This is a genomic window from Pseudomonas sp. BNK-44-b, from assembly GCF_047456245.1.
Taxonomy (GTDB): Bacteria; Pseudomonadota; Gammaproteobacteria; order Pseudomonadales; family Pseudomonadaceae; genus Aquipseudomonas; species Aquipseudomonas machongensis.
In genome coordinates this window covers 760,888-778,250 of sequence record NZ_CP179908.1, presented here as the reverse complement: position 1 = coordinate 778,250, position 17,363 = coordinate 760,888, and the positions used below count along the sequence as shown (strand labels likewise).

Annotated in this window: 16 protein-coding genes and 1 pseudogene; 5 read left to right on the top strand and 12 right to left on the bottom strand. The window is 64.9% G+C overall.

The genetic code is table 11. The features are described from left to right. Window positions 1-14 precede the first annotated feature (14 nt). Window positions 15-707: a uracil-DNA glycosylase gene (gene ung, locus ACMGGG_RS03790; RefSeq protein ID WP_054891851.1), complete on the bottom strand. Its 693-nt coding sequence runs from the start codon at window positions 705-707 to the stop codon at window positions 15-17. A gap of 129 nt (window positions 708-836) precedes the next feature. Here ung and ACMGGG_RS03785 point away from each other — a divergent pair, with 129 nt between their 5' ends. Next, complete coding sequence (locus ACMGGG_RS03785; RefSeq protein WP_414154897.1) at window positions 837-1,943, top strand: enoyl-CoA hydratase/isomerase family protein; 1,107 nt, start codon at window positions 837-839, stop codon at window positions 1,941-1,943. 2 nt (window positions 1,944-1,945) lie between these two features. Here the strand turns inward: ACMGGG_RS03785 and ACMGGG_RS03780 are convergent, their stop codons facing one another. Then, window positions 1,946-2,359: a hypothetical protein gene (locus ACMGGG_RS03780; RefSeq protein WP_054891853.1), complete on the bottom strand. Its 414-nt coding sequence runs from the start codon at window positions 2,357-2,359 to the stop codon at window positions 1,946-1,948. A gap of 233 nt (window positions 2,360-2,592) precedes the next feature. Between ACMGGG_RS03780 and ACMGGG_RS03775 the strand changes: the two genes are divergently transcribed. Continuing rightward, the gene (locus ACMGGG_RS03775) at window positions 2,593-2,814 is read left to right on the top strand and encodes a cysteine-rich CWC family protein (RefSeq protein WP_054891854.1); all 222 of its coding nucleotides are present in this window, start codon (window positions 2,593-2,595) and stop codon (window positions 2,812-2,814) included. Between the two features lie 10 nt (window positions 2,815-2,824). Further along, on the top strand, window positions 2,825-3,517 hold the full coding sequence (locus ACMGGG_RS03770; protein ID WP_414154896.1) for a pseudouridine synthase: 693 nt from the start codon (window positions 2,825-2,827) through the stop codon (window positions 3,515-3,517). A gap of 9 nt (window positions 3,518-3,526) precedes the next feature. On the opposite strand, the gene ACMGGG_RS03765 is transcribed toward ACMGGG_RS03770, so the two are convergent. Together ACMGGG_RS03765 and ACMGGG_RS03760 are read right to left on the bottom strand one after the other, a co-directional pair. Then, window positions 3,527-6,595, bottom strand: coding sequence for an efflux RND transporter permease subunit (locus tag ACMGGG_RS03765; protein ID WP_414154895.1), 3,069 nt, complete (start codon window positions 6,593-6,595; stop codon window positions 3,527-3,529). Between the two features lie 6 nt (window positions 6,596-6,601). After that, a complete protein-coding gene (locus ACMGGG_RS03760) occupies window positions 6,602-7,702 on the bottom strand; it encodes an efflux RND transporter periplasmic adaptor subunit (RefSeq protein ID WP_414154894.1) in 1,101 nt (366 codons plus the stop codon). Window positions 7,703-7,884: 182 nt separating this feature from the next. On the opposite strand from ACMGGG_RS03760, the gene ACMGGG_RS03755 reads away from it, so the two are divergent. Further along, window positions 7,885-8,520 (top strand): TetR/AcrR family transcriptional regulator, encoded by a 636-nt coding sequence (locus ACMGGG_RS03755; protein ID WP_414154893.1) that lies wholly within the window; start codon window positions 7,885-7,887, stop codon window positions 8,518-8,520. 93 nt (window positions 8,521-8,613) lie between these two features. Here ACMGGG_RS03755 and ACMGGG_RS03750 read toward each other — a convergent pair whose 3' ends face one another. Next, window positions 8,614-9,396 carry a class I SAM-dependent methyltransferase gene (locus tag ACMGGG_RS03750; RefSeq protein WP_414154892.1) on the bottom strand — a complete coding sequence of 261 codons (783 nt, stop codon included), beginning with the start codon at window positions 9,394-9,396 and terminating at the stop codon, window positions 8,614-8,616. Window positions 9,397-9,490: 94 nt separating this feature from the next. Here ACMGGG_RS03750 and ACMGGG_RS03745 point away from each other — a divergent pair. Continuing rightward, window positions 9,491-10,113, top strand: a pseudogene (locus ACMGGG_RS03745) (energy transducer TonB). A 1-nt stretch (window position 10,114) separates the two neighbouring features. Here the strand turns inward: ACMGGG_RS03745 and ACMGGG_RS03740 are convergent. The 7 genes from ACMGGG_RS03740 to ppc form a co-directional block, all read right to left on the bottom strand. Next, window positions 10,115-10,804, bottom strand: coding sequence for an extensin family protein (locus ACMGGG_RS03740; protein ID WP_414154891.1), 690 nt, complete (start codon window positions 10,802-10,804; stop codon window positions 10,115-10,117). 6 nt (window positions 10,805-10,810) lie between these two features. Further along, window positions 10,811-11,641, bottom strand: coding sequence for an isocitrate lyase/PEP mutase family protein (locus ACMGGG_RS03735; protein ID WP_054895056.1), 831 nt, complete (start codon window positions 11,639-11,641; stop codon window positions 10,811-10,813). A gap of 27 nt (window positions 11,642-11,668) precedes the next feature. Further along, entirely contained in the window at window positions 11,669-12,538 is an 870-nt protein-coding gene (locus ACMGGG_RS03730; protein WP_063543346.1) for a DUF72 domain-containing protein, read from the bottom strand. A gap of 3 nt (window positions 12,539-12,541) precedes the next feature. Continuing rightward, window positions 12,542-12,838, bottom strand: coding sequence for a hypothetical protein (locus tag ACMGGG_RS03725; RefSeq protein WP_054895058.1), 297 nt, complete (start codon window positions 12,836-12,838; stop codon window positions 12,542-12,544). Window positions 12,839-12,969: 131 nt separating this feature from the next. Beyond that, entirely contained in the window at window positions 12,970-13,638 is a 669-nt protein-coding gene (tsaB, locus tag ACMGGG_RS03720; RefSeq protein WP_112897580.1) for a tRNA (adenosine(37)-N6)-threonylcarbamoyltransferase complex dimerization subunit type 1 TsaB, read from the bottom strand. Window positions 13,639-13,725: 87 nt separating this feature from the next. Then, on the bottom strand, window positions 13,726-14,376 hold the full coding sequence (adk, locus tag ACMGGG_RS03715; protein WP_063543342.1) for an adenylate kinase: 651 nt from the start codon (window positions 14,374-14,376) through the stop codon (window positions 13,726-13,728). 259 nt (window positions 14,377-14,635) lie between these two features. Beyond that, window positions 14,636-17,263, bottom strand: coding sequence for a phosphoenolpyruvate carboxylase (gene ppc / locus ACMGGG_RS03710; protein WP_414154890.1), 2,628 nt, complete (start codon window positions 17,261-17,263; stop codon window positions 14,636-14,638). Window positions 17,264-17,363: the final 100 nt, after the last annotated feature.

Here is a 17,363-nt window from a genome sequence, read left to right as displayed (position 1 = left end):
CCGACCGCAAGCCCTTACAACGGCGGCACCGCCCAGTTGATGGGCTCCAATCCGCGCTGCTGCAGGAAGCCGTTGGTCCGGCTGAAATGCCCGCAACCCAAAAATCCGCGATACGCCGACAAGGGCGACGGATGCACCGACTTGAGCACCAGATGCTTGGTCCCGTCGATCAGCTTCTGCTTGCTCTGCGCATGGGACCCCCACAGCAGGAACACCACGTTCTCGCACTGCTCGCTGACCAGCTCGATGATGCGGTCGGTGAAGAACTCCCAGCCCTTCTTGGCATGCGACGCAGCATTGGCACGCTCGACGGTCATGGTGGTGTTGAGCAGCAACACCCCCTGCTCGGCCCAGCTCTGCAGGTAGCCGTGATTGGGGATCGGCAGGTTCAGGTCGCGCTGCAGCTCCTTGTAGATGTTCACCAGCGAAGGCGGCGTCGGCACGCCCGGTTGCACCGAGAAGCACAGACCATGGGCCTGGCCGGGGCCGTGGTAAGGGTCCTGGCCGAGAATCACCACCTTCACCTTGTCCAGCGGCGTGGTGTTGAGGGCGTTGAAGATCAGCGGCCCAGGTGGATAGATCTCCTTGCCCGCGGCATATTCCTGGCGCAGGAATTCGCGCAGCTGCTGCATGTAGGGCTTGTCGAACTCGGCACGCAATGCGGCCTTCCAGCTGGGTTCGAGCTTGATGCGATCGTCGTCGGTCATGGCGCCATCCTGAATCAGAGTGGGCGCGACACTAGGAAAGCCGCCCCGGCTTGTCAATCGCTCCGACCGGTGACAAGCACGATCGGCCAGGCAAGCCATACTTGTGCGACGACTTGCGCGAGGTTGTCCATGTCCATTCATTGCGAGGTACTCACCGGCGCCGATGGCGCCCGTATCGGCATCGCCACCCTGGATGCCGCCAAGACCCTGAACGCCCTGACCCTGCCGATGATCGAGATGCTCGATTCGCACCTGCGCGAATGGGCACGCGATCCGGGCGTGGTCTGCGTGCTGCTGCGCGGCGATGGCGAAAAGGCCTTCTGCGCAGGCGGCGATGTACGGGCGCTGGTACAGGCCTGTCGCGAGCATCCCGGCAGCGTGCCGCCGCTGGCGGCAACCTTTTTCGCCGCCGAATACCGCCTCGACTATCTGCTGCACACCTACCCCAAGCCGCTATTGTGCTGGGGCCACGGTCATGTGCTGGGCGGCGGCATGGGCCTGTTGCAGGGTGCCAATGTACGCATCGTCACCCCCAGCAGCCGCCTGGCGATGCCGGAGGTGAGCATCGGCCTGTATCCGGATGTCGGTGCCAGTTGGTTCCTCAGCCGCCTGCCGGGCAAGCTTGGCCTGTTTCTGGCGCTGACCGGTGCGCCGATCAATGCCCGTGACGCCCTTGACCTGGGGTTGGCAGACCGCTTCCTCGGCGAGCAGCAGCAGGCGTCGCTGATTGAAGAACTGCTGCAACTGAACTGGCAGGAACAGACCGACTTGCAACTGAACAGCCTGCTCAGGGCCGAGCAGCATCGCGCCTGGGGCGAGCTTCCCGAGGCGCAGTGGCTGCCCCGCCGCGCCGTGATCGATGCGCTGCTCGATATCGCTGACCCGGTAGCCGCCTGGCGGGCCGTGTGCGGCTTGAGACAACACGCCGATCCTCTGCTGGCCAAGGCGGGCGAGCGCTTGCATGAAGGCTGCCCGCTTACGGGTCATCTGGTCTGGGAACAGCTTCACCGCGCCAGTCACCTGTCGCTGGCCCAGGTGTTCCAGATGGAATACGCCATGAGCCTGAACTGCTGTCGGCATCCGGAATTCAGCGAAGGGGTGCGCGCTCGCTTGCTCGACAAAGACAATCAACCGCACTGGCACTGGCCGGATATCGGCAAGGTGCCAGCGGCGGTGGTCGACGCGCATTTCGCTAAAGTCTGGGAGGGGCGACACCCGCTGGCAGATCTGGGCTGATCCTATCGCTGCCAGTTGCGATCCCCGCGCCCCCGGTCCCTTTGCCCATTGGAATGCCAGCGATCATCCCGCCCACCACCACGATAGTCATGGCGATCGCGGTCACGCCCATAGTCATAGCGCTGGCGGTTGCCGTAGTCATAACGCGGATTGCCATGCCACTGGTTCACCACCGGTGGCGTGTAGGGCCGGTAGTAAGGCGCCGGCGCTGGACGGTAGTAACGCGGTGCCGTCTGGTAGTAATACCGAGGCTGGGGCGCGACGTAGTAACGGTCCTGACGATAGTAGTAACCCGGGTAGGCGTAGCGGTCAGCGGTGTAGTACTCGCTGCGGTAATAGCCCCCGCCCCCGTAGTATGGGGCGCAGGCACTGGTCATCAGGCCAAGCAGAACGACCAACAGAATTCGAGGGTACATGGCGGCCTCCTGGACCGCTGGATTGCCCGGCACAGCGGCGCTGGCGGACGTCGATCGCAACACGTTGGTCGACACTGAGTAAGACAGTGCGCCCGAGATCCGGTGCCATTTGCGCAACAAATTGAAACAGACAGAACGATCCGGAAATACAAATGGACAGAGGCGCGACAAAAGCTGTCAGCAGATATACTGCGCGCCTCTGTGCAGATCTACTCGGATCCCCGGAAGCCACCATGAACGACAGCCAGCGCTGCCCCGCCTGCGGCGCCGCCAACCAGTGCGCCCTGGCCGACCCGCGCAGTGCCACCCAGGCCTGCTGGTGTTTCAGCGTCAGCATCGATTCCGCTGTGCTCGAAGCGCTTCCCGACGAACTGCGTAACAAAGCCTGCCTGTGCCCTCGCTGTGCAGCAGCCGACGAACAGCTCAAGGCAGCCGACCAGCGGCAGCCTCTCTAAGACTTGTACGATGCGCCTGGATCGATTTCTCGCCAACTTCCCCCAGTACAACCGCCAGCAGGTGCGCGTGATGCTGGTGCAGCGCCGTGTGTGGGTCGACGCGCAGCCGGTGATCGACCCGCGCCACGAGGTGCGCGAATTCAGCCGAGTCGAGGTCGATGAGCAGTTGCTGCAGGCCGGGCGCCCGGCACGCTACCTGATGCTGCACAAGCCCGCCGGTTGCGTCAGCGCCACCCGCGACCCACAGCACCCCACCGTACTCGACCTGCTGCCGCCCGAACTGCGTGACGACCTGCACATTGCCGGGCGCCTGGACTACAACACCACCGGCCTGATGATCCTGACCAATGACGGCCAATGGTCACGCCGCCTGACCCAACCACGCACCAAGCAGGCGAAGATCTATCTGGTCGAGACCGAGGACGAAATCGGCGCGCACTACATCGACAAATTCCGCCAAGGCTTCTACTTCGCCTTCGAAGACCTCACCACCCTGCCCGCCCAACTCGACATTCTGGGCGCACGCAGCGCGCGGCTGGCGATCGTCGAAGGGCGCTATCACCAGGTCAAGCGCATGTTCGGCCACTTCGACAACAAGGTGATCGGCCTGCACCGCGAAAGCATGGGGCCGATCCATCTGGACCCGGCCCTGGCGCCAGGTGCGTTCAGGACGCTGACCGCCGAGGAAATCGCGGCGGTCTGAAGGTCGGCCTCAGGCGTTCTTCCTCACCCTGAACCACGCCGCATACAGCGCCGGCAGGAACAACAGCGTCAGCGCCGTGGCCACGATCAGACCACCCATGATCGCCACCGCCATCGGCCCGTAGAACACGCTGCGCGACAGCGGGATCATCGCCAGAACCGCCGCCAGGGCGGTCAGCACGATGGGCCGGAAGCGCCGCACCGTGGCCTCGATGATCGCCTGCCAACGGTCCAGCCCAGCGGCGATGTCCTGCTCGATCTGGTCCACCAGGATCACCGAGTTACGCATGATCATCCCTGCCAACGCGATGGTGCCAAGCATCGCCACGAAGCCGAACGGCTGGCGGAACACCAGCAGGAACAGGGTCACACCAATCAGCCCCAACGGCGCGGTGAGGAACACCATCACCGTGCGCGAGAAACTGCGCAGCTGGATCATCAGCAAGCTCAGTACCACCACGATGAACAGCGGCATGCCCGCGTTTACCGAGCGTTGACCGCGCTGGGCATCCTCCACCGTGCCGCCGACTTCCAGCAGGTAGCCCTCGGGCAACTGCTCGCGCACCTGCTGCAGGGTCGGCAGGATCTGCTTGACCAGGCTGTCCGGCTGTTCCTTGTCGTAGATGTCGGCACGCACGGTCACCGTCGGCAGGCGATTGCGGTGCCAGATCACGCCCTCTTCGAAGCCGTACTCCAGCGTCGCCACCTGCGACAACGCCACGCTCTGGCCGTTGTCGGTCGGCAGCGCCAGGCTGCCCAGGCTACCCATGTCGCTGCGCTCCTCGCGGGTGCCGCGCAGGAGGATCTCGATCAGTTCGTTGTCCTCGCGGTACTGGCTGACCGTAGTACCTGTCAACGAGCTCTGCAGGAAACTGGACAGGTGCGAAGTACTCACCCCCAGCGCGCGGGCACGGTCCTGGTCGATCGCCAGGAACACCGCCTTGCTCGGCTCCTCCCAGTCCAGGTGCACGTTGACCACATGCGGGTTCTCGCGCACCTTGGCCGCCACCTCGCGGGCCAGGGCGCGTACTTTCTCGATGTGCTCACCGGTGACCCGGAACTGCACCGGGTAACCCACGGGCGGACCGTTCTCAAGGCGCGTGACCCGCGAGCGCAATTGCGGGAATTCCTGCTCAAGGGTGGTAATGGCCCAGCTGCGCAGGGCTTCGCGGTCTTTGAGCGACTTGGCCAGCACCACGAACTGGGCGAAGCTCGCCGCCGGCAGTTGCTGATCCAGCGGCAGGTAATAACGCGGTGAGCCGGTGCCGACGTAGGCCACGTAGTTGTCGATACCGTCCTGCTGCTTGAGTAGGGCCTCCAGACGCTTGACCTGCTCGGCGGTATTGGCCAGCGAAGCCCCTTCGGCGAGCTTCAGGTCGATCATCAGCTCAGGCCGCGCCGACGCAGGGAAGAACTGCTGGGGCACGAAGCGGAACAGCACGATGCTGCCGATGAAAGCGGCAATGGTCAGCACGATCACGGTCTTGCGACGGCGCACGCACCACTCCACCACCTTGCGCACACGTTGGTAGAACGGCGTGGCATAAGGGTCGGGCGTATGCTCGCCATTGCCGTGACGCGCCGCATGGCGCTTGGCCAGGTCCGGCAGCAGGCGGTCGCCCAGGTAGGGAACGAACAATACCGCCGCGACCCACGAGGTCAGCAAGGCAATGGTCACCACCTGGAAGATCGACCGGGTGTACTCGCCGGTGCTCGACGCGGCCGTGGCGATCGGCAGAAAGCCCGCAGCGGTGATCAGCGTTCCGGTCAGCATCGGGAAGGCGGTACTCGACCAGGCATAGCTCGCCGCCTTGAGCCGGTCGTAGCCCTGCTCCATCTTGATCGCCATCATCTCGACCGCAATGATCGCATCGTCCACGAGCAAACCCAGGGCCAGCACCAGCGCCCCCAGCGAAATCTTGTGCAAGCCGATGCCGAAGTAGTGCATCGCGGCGAAGGTCATCGCCAGCACCAGCGGGATCGCCAGCGCCACCACCAACCCCGTGCGCACCCCCAGCGAGAAGAAGCTCACCAGCAACACGATGACCAGTGCCTCGACCAGCACCTGGATGAACTCGCCGACCCCAGCCTTGACCGCTGCCGGCTGATCGGACACCTTGCGCAGTTCCATGCCCGCTGGCAGGTTGTGCGCCAGGCGGGCGAACTCGGCTTCCAGCGCCTTGCCCAGTACCAGGATGTCACCGCCGTCCTTCATCGACACGGCAAGGCCGATGGCATCCTCGCCCATGAAGCGCATACGTGGCGCAGGTGGGTCGTTGAAGCCGCGATGGACTTCGGCGACATCGCCGATGCGGAAGGTTCGGTCGCCCACGCGGATGGGGAACTGGCGAATCTGCTCGACGCTGTCGAAGCGCCCGCTGACCCGCAGTTGCAAGCGCTCACTGGGCGTTTCGAAGAAGCCCGCGGTGCTCACCGCATTCTGCTCGCGCAACGCCTGCTGCACCGCCGCCAGCGGCACCCCAAGGGTCGCCAGCTTGGTGTTGGACAGCTCGATCCAGATCTTCTCGTCCTGCAAGCCGATCAGCTCGACCTTGCCCACATCCTTGACCCGCTGCAGCTGGATCTGGATGCGGTCGGCATAATCCTTGAGCACCGCATAGTCGAAGCCTGCCCCGCTCAGGGCGTAGATATTGCCGAAGGTGGTACCGAACTCGTCGTTGAAGAACGGACCCTGCACTTCCGGTGGCAAGGTGTGGCGAATGTCCGCGACCTTCTTGCGGATCTGGTACCACAGCTCGGGAATTTCGTTCGAATGCATCGAGTCGCGGGCCATGAACGTGACCTGGGACTCACCCGGACGGGAGAACGAGACGATCTTGTCGTACTCGCCGGTCTCCATCAGCTTCTTTTCAATGCGCTCGGTGACCTGTCGGGACACCTCTTCGGCGGTGGCACCAGGCCACAGCGTACGCACGACCATGGCCTTGAAGGTAAAGGGTGGATCTTCACTCTGCCCCAGCTTGGTGTAGGACATGGCGCCAATGGCCGCCAACAGGATCATCAGGAACAGTACGATCTGGCGATTGCGCAGCGCCCAGGCGGAAAGGTTGAAACCCATCGGGACTTACTCCTTGGTCGCCAGGTTCACCACACGGTTGCTGCGATCGACCGGCCGTACCTCCTGGCCTTCGCGCAGCACGTGGCCACCTGCGGCGACCACCCAGTCGTTGGCGCCCAGCCCTTCGAGCACCGGCACGCTGTCTGCGCCATAAGGGCCGAGACGCACGGGCGCACGCTCCAGTCGATTGTCCTTGCCAACCCGCCAGACATAAGCCTGGCCCTGCTCGGCAGTCACCGCCGACAGCGGCACCGACAGCGGCGAGTGTTCGGCGTGGGCGATGTACACCTTGGCACTCTGGCCCAGCTCTGCCGGGGCTTGCGTCGATGTGAAGGCGATTCGCGCAGCGAAGGTGCGCGAGCGTGGATCGGCCGCCGGCGACAGCTCGCGGATACGCCCCTCGAAGCGTTGCTCGGGGTGCGACCACAGTTCGACACTGACCGCCTGCCCTACCGAGAAACGCGCGAACTGTTGTTCGGGCAGGCCGATGGCCACCTCACGTTCGCCATCGGCGGCCAGGGTGAACACTGTCTGCCCCGCCGCAACCACCTGGCCGACCTCGACCTGGCGCTTGGCGATCACCCCGTTCTGCGGCGCCCGCAGCACCGCGTATTCGGCCTGGTTGCCGGCCACGTCGAATTCGGCCTTGGCCTGCTTGAGGCGGGCAAGACCTGCACGGTAGAGGTTCTCGGCATTGTCGAACTGGGAATGGCTGACCATCTGCCGGTCGAGCAGCTTCTGGTAACGGTCGCGTTCGGCCCGCACCAGCGACAGGTTCGCTTCGGCGGCCGCCATCTGCGCGCGGTTGGCCTCCAACTGCAGGTGCACATCCTGCGGATCGAGCTCGGCCAATGGTTGGTCGGCCTTGACCCGCTGCCCTTCCTCGACCAGGCGCTTGCTGACCTTACCACCAATACGGAACGCCAGTTCCGGCTCGAACCTGGCGCGTACTTCGCCCGGATAGCTGTCGGCCGAGGCGCCGGTGGGCTGGGGCTGGATCACCAGTGCCGGACGCGGGGCCGCAGGTGCAGCAGCCTCCTGGCCACAGGCAGTGAGCAGCAGAAGGCAGGCAAGGGGCAGGACAAGGGGCGACGCACGACGCAACATGATGGAAGACCTTTCGCAGAGGACGCATCGAATAATTATACTGGCGGGTATATTAAGTCAGCGAAACGACTCCGGGAAGCAGGTGCATGAGAGAAAAATGTATTTGCGCCGCGACGTGCGTAGCAGCCGCGAGCCGCGCGACCCGGTAATATGAGCGCTTCATCAGACAGACACGGATTCCAATGCCCATCGACGCACCCACAGGCCCTGGCCGGCCCAAGGATCTCGCCAAGCGCGAGGCCATCCTCGAAGCCGCCAAGTCGCTGTTCCTCAGCCTTGGCTATGCCAACACCAGCATGGATGCGGTCGCTGCGGCGGCAGGTGTTTCAAAACTCACGGTCTATAGCCACTTCAACGACAAGCAGACCCTGTTCGGCTCGGCAGTCATGGCCACCTGCCAGACGCAGCTGCCCGACCTGATCTTCGAGCTGCCCGAGGGGGTGCCGATCGAAGAGGTGCTGCTCAACATCGCCCGAGGCTTCCAGGCACTGATCAGCAGCGACGAGTCGGTCAAGCTCACGCGCCTGATCATGGCCCTGGGCAGCCAGGACCCGGGGCTTGGGCAGTTCTTCTACGAGGCGGGGCCCAAGCGGGTGCTGGCCGAGATGGAGGCGTTGCTGCGCTGTGTCGACGAGCGTGGGTTGCTGCGGATCGAGAATCCGTTGCGCGCCGCCGAGCATTTCTTCTGCCTGATCAAGGGCGCTGCCGATTACCGCCTGCTGCTGGGCTGCGCACCGCCGCTGGCCGGAGAGGAAGCCGAGCAGCATGTGCGCGAGGTGGTCGGGGTGTTCATGCGGGCGTATGGCAGCCCCCTGTAGGAGCGGGCTTGCCCGCGAAAAGTACATCGCGCTCATGCACCGGCTTTGCCGGTGTTCGCGGCGGTTCGGCGCCACCCCTCGAGCTGGCTTACCCTAAGCCTTCAACGCCTTCTTCGGGTAGATATCGTAGCGGCTGGACTTGCCTTCCAGGCTATGACTCGGCTTTGGCCCGTCGATGATCGGCGCCTTGCGCGGGCGCTTGACCACCACCCGGTGGCTGGCCAGCGCCAGCGCCGCCTCCAGCAGTGCAGGAGCATCCAGGTCGTCGCCCACCAGCGGGCGGAACACGCGCATTTCCTTCTTCACCAGCGCGCTCTTGTCACGATGCGGGAACATCGGGTCAAGGTAGATCACCTGCGGCGCCTCGCCCTGCCAATCGCGCATGCGCTCGATGGCGTTGCCGGTCAGCAGGCGCATGCGCTCGACGATCGGCGCCACTTCGGCATCCAGGCGCCCACGCGCCAGGCCATCCTCGAGCAACGCAGCAATCAACGGCTGACGTTCGATCAGGGTCATCTGGCAGCCCAGACTCGCCAGCACGAAGGCATCCTTCCCCAGGCCCGCAGTGGCATCGAGCACCTGAGGCCGTACGCCTTGGGCAATACCGACCGCCTTTGCGATCATCTGTCCATTGCCGCCGCCGAACAGGCGCCGATGCGCCGCCTGCCCTTCGACGAAATCCACCCGCACCGGGCCGGGGGCCTGCGGGCCCAATTGCTGGATCTGCAGACCATCAGCACCGATTTGCACAGCGAACTCCGCCGCGTCATCCACCTGCGGCAGGCCCAGACGCTGCGCCCATTCCTGTGCCTGCGCCTGGAACGACGCCGACAGCGCCTCGACCCTGATACCTGCGCCCTGCTCTTGTTCTGCCATCCGATCCCGCACTCGAAAAAATTAATGAAACCCCGGCCACGGCCGATAAAAGCTCTATCCGCTATTCTGCCAGAGCACAACGCGCGCGACTGCCATGTCAGATACTCTTCCCATCGGTTTGACCTACCTGTCGCCAGTCGGCAACTACGGTCGCCAGAATACCCAGGCACTGGGCGGCGTCAGCCACCTGTGGCAGGACTTCTTCGCCCGCGCGATGGCCGAGCAGTCCGCAGAAGAGCAGGACAGCTTCAGCCAGGCATTGACCCGCCAGTACGACAAGGACAGCGGCGAGCCACTGGGTGGCGCCAAGGCGCTGGCATTGATCGAAATTCAGCGCGCGCTGCCGGTTCAGGATACCGAGGTGCGTCCGCCCGAGCCGCTGTTCCTGCCCAAGGCGGAACTGGAAGCCAACCTGCTGGAGCCGGCCCCGAACCCTTCAGCGCCAGCGAACTGATCGAGCAGCAGCGCCAGCTCGACCTCAACGGCAGTTGGCTGCGTCCGCTGGTGATGAACCAGGGCCATCCTTCGCCCGAGCCGGGCCCTGCGCCTTCGCCGCGTCCGCTGCACCTGCCGATCGCCGAACTGGAAAAGTACCTGCTAGAGCCGGCCCCGGAACCCTTCGACGACGCGACTCTCGCCAAGCAGCAGACCGACCTGGAATTCGACACCCATTGGGCGCGCCCGGTGGTGCTGAACAACGTGCGCGTACACGCCTGAATCAGCGACAGACCTGCCACCGCCCCGCATCCAGATGAAAGTGGTTTGCGTGGGCGGCGTTGTAGTCAGGGCCAAGCACCGTACTGAAGCTCTCGCAGGCCGCATCGCGCACTTCGCGCAGGAATTGCGCCTTCGCCCCGCCCGCCTGCCAGTCTCGCGCCAGCACGATGCGCTGGCCATCCTTCAGACGAAAACCGCTGATGTCCAGGGCATTGGCCGTCGCGTGCTGGCTAAGCCGCCCCTGCTCGCGATGATAGACATTGCGACAGGCAAAACTGCCCAGGTGATCCACCTGTGCCACCGACTGGCCGAACACACGCTGCGCCGCAGGCTGCAGGCCGTGAGTCTCGAACAGCGCATAGGCCACCGCCAGCGGACAACTGGCGAGAAAGCTGCTGCTCAACCGCGCCTCGCCAGCGTCGATACGCCATACGTTGCGTAACGGACAACGCGCCGTTTCCGGGCTGTCGGCCTGTTCCCGATAACGCAGCGCGGAGGTTTGCAGTGCCTGTCGACACAGATCCGGGTCGTCACGCAGGCGTGACAGCTTGTAGGCCGTCAGCAGGTTCGGCGGCTGACGCACATCCAGCGCCGCCCAGGGGTTCCACGCCGCCGGGGGGCGCCAGCCGAGATACCAGGCAACAGCGCCTGCGACCATCACCCCGCCCAGCACCGTCGCCAGCAAACGCATGGCCGATCAGCGTCGGAACAGATCGTTGAGCTGGGCGAACGGCACCGCCTGCTCGCCGTAAGCGAAAGTGCCCTGGTCGCGGATCTCCAGCGCCGCACGCTGCAACGCCCCCAGCGCCGCCCTGGCCATTGATGAACCCACACTGATGCGCCGCACACCCAGGTCCTGCAACTGGTTCACCCCCAGCGGCACGCCTGCCATGCCCATCAGCACGTTGACCGGCCTGGGCGCAACGGCCTGCACCACTGCCCGTATCTCATCGACGCTGCGCAGGCCTGGGGCATAGAGCACATCGGCACCGGCCTCGGCGAACGCCTGCAGCCGCTTGATGGTGTCATCCAGGTCCAGGCGCCCGTGCAGCAGGTTTTCTGCGCGGGCACAGAGAGTGAACGGGAAAGGCAGGCTGCGCGCCGCCTGCACTGCAGCGCGTACGCGCTCGACGGCCAGGCCGAAGTCATGGATGGGGGAATCGCGGCGACCGCTGGCGTCCTCGATCGAGCCGCCAACCAACCCGGCCTCGGCGGCACGCAGAATGGTCTGCGCGCAGTGTTCGGGCAGGTCGCCGAAACCGTTCTCCAGGTCTGCGGCCACCGGTAGGGGAGTGGCATCAACGATGGCCTGGGCGTTGGCCAGGGTTTCATCGAGGCTCAGAGCGCCCTCGGCATCAGGACGGCCCAGACTGAAGGCCAATCCTGCGCTGGTCGTGGCAAGTGCCTCGAAGCCCAGCGCAGCCAGCAGCTTGGCGGACCCGGCGTCCCAAGGGTTGGCGATGACGAAGGCGCCATCACGCTCGTGCAACATCTTGAAGGCTTCGGCTCGCAGGGTTTGCACATCCATGATCAGGTCTCCGGCAAGGTCTGGGGGTCAGAGTAATCCCAGTTGTTCGACCTCAGGTGCGCGCGGCAATTCCGGCAAGGCCGCCAGGCCCGGCAACCGCACCATGAGGCGCTGGTGAAAGTGCTGGGCCAAGGCGGCAGCCAGGCGGTTGTCGGAGGTGTGCAGGAAAATGTACGGGCAACGCCCCTCCTCGATCCAGCCGGCGACCTTGTCTACCCAGGGTGTGAGAAAGCTTTCGTTGGCAGCCAACTCCGGATGACCGATGAAGCGCACCTGCGGGTGCTGGCTGAAGGCGGCCGGACGCGGCGGCACCTTGGGCTTCTTGGCCTGCGCGTGCAGCACCGCCGGGTCGCGCGAGGTGCAACTGAACAGTGCCCGTGGATCCAGGCAGATCCGCTCCACACCGCGCTCATGCAACAGTCGGTTGAGCAGGCGCTCTTCATCGCCACGGGCGAAGAAGGCATCGTTGCGCACCTCGACGGCCACTGGCACACCGATCTCGTCGAGAAAGTGACTCAGTTCCGCCAATCGGGCCGGGCCGAACAGCGCTGGCAGTTGCAGCCAGTAGGGGGTTACTCGCTCGCCCAGCGGCGCCAGCAGACGGGTGAAGTCCAGCGCGGATTCAAGCTGATCACGCAGATCGCCCGCATGGCTGACGTCACCGGGAAACTTCGCGGTGAAGCGAAACCGCTGGGGCATGACCTGGGCCCAGCGCTCCACCGTGGCGGGCGCAGGACGGGCGTAGAAGGTGGTGTTGCCCTCGACCGCATTGAACACCTGGCTGTACAGGCCAAGGTATTCAGCAGGGCGGGCGTCGGCGGGATAGAGGTAGTCGCGCCAGGCGTTCTCGCTCCAGGACGGACAACCGAGGTGATAAGGCAGAGGCGATGGATTCATCCATCAAATGTACAGGTCCAACCCAAGCACTTCCATCTCCCAATCGGTGAAACCGGCGGTGCTGAGGTAGCTGGCCAGCGCAGTGGCGGTGCGGCGGTCACGGGCGCGGGGGAATACCATGTCCTGCTGACGCGCAGGCAGGCCGGCGCTGCGGCGGTTGGCGCGGGCAATCTGCTCGGCTTCGTCGTCTTCGACGTCCTCGATTACCTGTGCATCGTCGATGCTCTCGTCGCGCACCAGCGCCTTGCGCGGGGCACGCTTGACCGGATAGGACTGTGAGGAGAAACCGTCGATGCGCATGATGGGTGCACTCAGGAGCAATGATGGCAATCTAGCAGCATCAGGCTTCCATCACCAATGCGCGTGTGATAACTGGACCACAGTTCGCGCAAAAGGTTTTATCTCGAACGGCAATAGCCGACGAACTGTACTCAGCGCGCCTTGGGCGTAGCGACATTATCGCGCAGATAGACCGGTTGAGCCTGTTCGGCTGCAACCGCCTCGCCACGCGCCCAGGCATGACCGGCCAGGCTGAGGATATCCAGGGCATGCGGCAGGGCCTGGGCATCGCAACGCTCGACCTGCACCGCCAGACGCTCGCCATAACCCCAGCCAGTGCCGGCACCGAACCACTGGCCGGCCTGGGGCAGTGCCACCCGCTCAGGGGCGATCACCCGCTCCTGATCGAGCAGGCGCATTTCGCCATCGTGCGCCTGGTAGCAGCCCCAATACACTTCGTCCATGCGCGCATCGATGGCCGCGGCCACCTGCTGCACACCCTGTTGGCGCAAGGCCCCCTGGGCCAGGGCGGCGAGGTTCGACACCGGCAGCACGGGCCGTTCGAGGGCGAACGCCAGCCCCTGGACCACACCGATGGCGATGCGCACACCCGTGAAGGCCCCAGGCCCACGGCCAAAGGCGATGGCATCCACTGCACTCAGGGCGATACCGGAGTCGGCGAGCAACTGCTTGATCATCGGCAGCAGCTTCTGCGCATGCTGGCGCGGGATCACCTCGTAATGGCTGGTCACCTTGCCGTCATGCAGCAGGGCGACGGAACAGGCTTCGGTGGCGGTATCCAGGGCCAGCAGGGTGGTCATCGAACGTGTATCCAGGCGAAAGGGAAAAGAGCGGCAGTATAAACGACAACGGCCCGCAAGCGGGCCGTTGTAAAACGCAGAGGCCGATCAGCTCAGGGCTGCCAGCACCTTGGCGGTGATCGACTCGACCGAGCCGACGCCCTCGATGTGGGCGTACTTGGGCTTGCCGGCGTTGTCAGCCGACAGCTTCTGGTAGAAGTCCACCAGCGGCTTGGTCTGGCTGTGGTAGACCGACAGGCGGTGACGCACGGTTTCTTCCTTGTCGTCGTCGCGCTGGATCAGGTCTTCGCCGGTGACATCGTCCTTGCCTGCCACTTTCGGCGGGTTGTACTGGATGTGGTAGGTGCGGCCCGAGGCCAGGTGCACGCGGCGACCGGCCATGCGACCGACGATCTCTTCGTCGTCCACGGCGATTTCGACCACGGCGTCAATGTCGACACCTGCAGCGACCATGGCCTCGGCCTGCGGGATGGTGCGCGGGAAACCGTCGAACAGGCAGCCCTTGGCGCAGTCTGGCTGAGCGATGCGCTCCTTCACCAGGCTGATGATCAGATCGTCGGAAACCAGCTGGCCGGCGTCCATGACTTTCTTCAGTTCCAGGCCCAGCGGGGTGCCGGCCTTGACAGCGGCACGCAGCATGTCGCCAGTGGAGATCTGTGGAATACCGAACTTTTCGGTGATGAACTTTGCCTGAGTACCTTTACCGGCCCCGGGAGCTCCCAGCAGAATTACGCGCATCTTGTGCTCCTCATATTTTTTTATTGCAAATCAATGGATTCGGCGTTCAGGGCCAAGTCCGGAAAATCGGATCAGACCGGAAAATCGGTCAAAAGGCTGATCAAGATACACAGCGCCCGGCAGCCAGACAAGCGTTCCAAAGTTGCACGAAAGCCCATCTGGCGCCCTTTTGCCGAGCAGGTTGCACCCATCGCAACCTACCCCGATACACCCCGTGCCTGCACCATCGTGCAGCCTGCTGCTGCGCTGCCGGACGGCCTCAACCGGTGTTGCGCAAACCGGCGGCAATACCGGCCACGGTCACCAGCAGGGCCTGCTCCAGCGGGCTGTCCAGAGCGGCTTCGCGCACCCGCGACCGGGCCAGCAGCTCGGCCTGCAGGCGGTGCAGCGGGTCCAGGTAGGTGTTGCGCAGGCTGATGAATTCCAGGGTCTCCGGGCTGTGTGCCAGTAGCACCGGCTGGCCGGTGAGGCCCAACACCACCTGGCACGACTGCGACAATAGGTCGCGCAGATGCGCACCCAATGGCAGCAGCGCCGGTTGCACCAGACGTTCGTCGTAGGCCCTGGCGATTTCCGCATCGGCCTTGGCCAGCACCATCTCCAGCATGTCGATGCGGGTGCGGAAGAACGGCCACTGCTCACGCATCTGCCCCAGCAGCTCACCCTGGCCGCGCGCCAGGGCATTGCTCAGCGCCGTTTCCCACCCAAGCCAGGCCGGCAGCATCAGGCGCGTCTGGGTCCAGCCGAAGATCCACGGGATGGCCCGCAGGCTTTCGATGCCGCCCGCCCGGCGCTTGGCCGGCCGACTGCCTAACGGCAGGCGCCCGAGTTCCTGCTCCGGGGTGGATTGACGGAAGTACTCGACGAAATCGGGGTTCTCGCGAACCACCGCGCGATAAGCCTTCACCCCATCGGCGGCGAGCTGGTCCATGAGTTCGCGCCAGGCAGGCTCGGGCGGTGGCGGCGGCAACAAGGTCGCCTCGAGCACCGCCGCCAGGTAGAGATTGAGGTTCTGCTCGGCGATCCCCGGCAGGCCGAACTTGAAACGGATCATCTCGCCCTGTTCGGTCGTGCGGAAACGCCCCGCCACCGAACCTGGCGGCTGGGAAAGGATCGCCGCATGGGCCGGTCCACCGCCACGGCCGACGGTGCCGCCACGGCCGTGAAACAACAGCAGTTCGACTTGGTGTTCGCGGCAGATGCGCACCAGGTTTTCCTGCGCCCGGTACTGCGCCCAGGCTGCCGCCGTGGTGCCAGCATCCTTGGCCGAGTCCGAGTAACCGATCATCACCTCCTGCGGCCCGTGCAGGCCGGCACGGTAGCCCGGCAGGCCGAGCAGTCGTTCCATCACCGGGCCTGCGTTGTCCAGGTCGGCGAGCGTTTCGAACAGCGGCACCACGCGCATCGGCCGTGTCAGGCCGGCCTCCTTGAGCAGCAGTTGCACGGCCAGCACATCCGATGCTGCGCCAGCCATGGAGATGACATAGGAGCCAAGCGATGCCGCTGGTGCTGCAGCAATCTCGCGGCAGGTGGCAAGCACCTCGGCACTCTCGGCCTCGGGCTGGAAATGCGCGGGCAACAGCGGCCGACGATTCTTCAGCTCGGCCTGGAGGAAGCTCATGCGCTGTTCTTCGTCCCACTCGGCATATCGCCCAAGCCCGAGATATTCGGTGATTTCTGACAATGCGTCGCGGTGCCGGGCCGCATCCTGACGCACGTCCAGGCGCACCAGGAACAGGCCGAAGGTCACCGCCCGGCGCAGGCAGTCGAGCAACGGGCCGTCGGCGATCACACCCATGCCGCAGTCGTGCAGTGACTGATAGCACAGTTGCAGTGGTTCGATCAGTTCACGATTGTCGGCGAGCACGTCCGCACCGGCAGGCTGCGGACCGGCCAGCGAGGCATGGGCCCAGGCCCGGGTGGCACGCAGGCGATCGCGCAGTTGCTTGAGGAAGGCGCGGTAGGGCTCGGCGCTGTCACCCACCTTGGCGCGCAGGGCGTCACTGGCCTGTTGCATGGACAGTTCGGCGGCGAGGTAGTCGATATCGCGCAGGAACAGGTCGGCCGCCATCCAGCGTGCCAACAACAGCACCTCGCGGGTGACCGGGGCAGTGACGTTGGGGTTGCCATCGCGGTCGCCACCCATCCACGAGGCGAAACGCACCGGCGCCGCTTCCAGCGGCAGGTGCAGGCCCGTGGCCTCGAACAACGCCTTGTCGACCTTGCGCAGGTGGCTGGGAATCGCCTGCCACAGGGAATGCTCGATCACCGCAAAGCCCCATTTGGCCTCATCGACCGGCGTTGGCCGGGTGCGTCGAATCTCCTCGGTGTGCCAGGCCTCGGCGATCAACCGGCGCAGGCGCTCGCGCACCTGCTGGCGCTCGGCCGGCGTGAGGTCGCGATGGTCCTGTGCGGCAAGCTGCGCGGCGATGGCATCGTACTTCTGGATCAGCGTACGCCGCGCCACTTCGGTGGGGTGGGCAGTGAGTACCAGCTGGATGTCCAGCTTGGCCAGTTGCCGGGCCAAGGCATCGTTGCCATGCCCTGCCTGCTTGAGGCGCGCCAGCAACTCGGGCAGCGCACGGTCCTCGAACGGTGCCGGTTGGTCGGCGCCACGGCGATGAATCAACTGGTACTGCTCGGCAATGTTGGCCAGGTTGAGGAACTGATTGAAGGCCCGGGCAACCGGCAACAGGTCATCGTCTGCAAGATCGCCGAGGGTGGAGCTCAACTGCTCGGCCGCGCCACGGCGATCGGCCTTCGCGCTGTGACGGATATCCTCGATCTTCTGCAGAAATGCCTCGCCATGCTGCTGGCGGATGGTCTCGCCCAGCAGTTCACCCAACAGATGGACATCCTCACGCAAGCGCACATCGATATCGGTCATTGGCTCTCCTCATCGCGCGGTCCACCCGCGCCGCCGCCCAGGTCATTGCCCAAGAGTGCCCATAGGCGCCCCCGCAAGGCAAGCCGGGATCGGCCAATGC